This is a genomic window from Mesobacillus boroniphilus JCM 21738 (assembly GCF_000517385.1).
GTDB classification, from domain to species: Bacteria; Bacillota; Bacilli; order Bacillales; family Cytobacillaceae; genus Mesobacillus; species Mesobacillus boroniphilus.
In genome coordinates, this window is the sequence record NZ_BAUW01000218.1 from 1 (window position 1) to 1,049 (window position 1,049).

The window sequence follows — 1,049 nt, forward strand, 5'->3', positions numbered from 1 at the left end:
TTGTGCAAAGGAAGGAGCCCAAAAACAAGTTATCCATTGAAGAGAAAGAAGAGATTCTTGAAATAGTGAAAAAAGAGGAATTCGCCGATCTTCCCCCTACTCAAATTGTGCCGAAACTGGCAGATCAACATTGTTATCTTGCCTCTGAATCGACGTTTTACCGGGTTCTCCGGGAGAACAAAATGCAGAATCACCGGGGAAGAAGCAAAAAACCAGAAAAGAGAATACCGGAAAGCCATTTGGCAACCTCTCCAAACCATGTGTGGACATGGGATATTACCTGGTTAAAAGGTCCGGTAATGGGGTTATATTATCGCCTTTACTTGATCCTCGACCTTTTCAGCAGAAAGATAGTAGGCTGGGAAATTTGGAAAACCGAAGAAGCCAAATATGCAGAGGAACTGATCAAGAAGACCGTTGTGAGCGAGAAAATCCACGGCAGACCCCTTGTGCTTCACTCAGATAACGGAAGCCCGATGAAAGCAGCCACTTTCCAGGTATTGCTTGAAAAACTGGGGATTCAAAGTTCCTATTCGAGACCAAGGGTAAGCAACGACAACGCCTTTTCAGAAGCCTTATTCAGAACCTTAAAATACAGGCCGGAATACCCCTACAAGGGATTTGAAACGCTTGAAGATGCCCAATCCTGGGCAAAGGAATTTGTCCATTGGTACAATTGCATTCATTTACACAGCGGCTCAATTTTGTGACACCTGAACAGTGCCACAAAGGTGAACATATTGATGTGCTGAAAAAGCGCCAGGACGTGTATGAACTGGCAAAGAAGAAGCACCCGGAACGCTGGTCACGTTCAACGAGGGACTGGAGTCCGCATACGTCAGTTGCCTTAAATCCAATGAAGGAAATACAAAAATAAACGGATGATGGGTTACCCAAACAGAGTTTGTTTACACCTAACCTTCTCATTAAAGAACAGAATGGATTCTATTCTTTAATGAGAAGGCCAGCAAGTGAAGCGCGGTAGCTGCACAATCCTTCTATTAATCTACTAAACAAGAAAAATACGACAACTATCTTGACAATCACCG

The 1,049-nt window shown here is 43.7% G+C and carries 2 protein-coding genes; both read left to right on the forward strand.

All coding sequences use genetic code 11. The features are described 5' to 3' along the window. On the forward strand, positions 1–710 hold a 710-nt coding region (locus JCM21738_RS21880), incomplete at its 5' end, for an IS3 family transposase (RefSeq protein WP_159101444.1). After that, positions 707–877 (forward strand): hypothetical protein, encoded by a 171-nt coding sequence (locus JCM21738_RS24640; RefSeq protein ID WP_156315534.1) that lies wholly within the window; start codon positions 707–709, stop codon positions 875–877. The genes JCM21738_RS21880 and JCM21738_RS24640, both read left to right, overlap by 4 nt. Positions 878–1,049 lie beyond the last annotated feature (172 nt).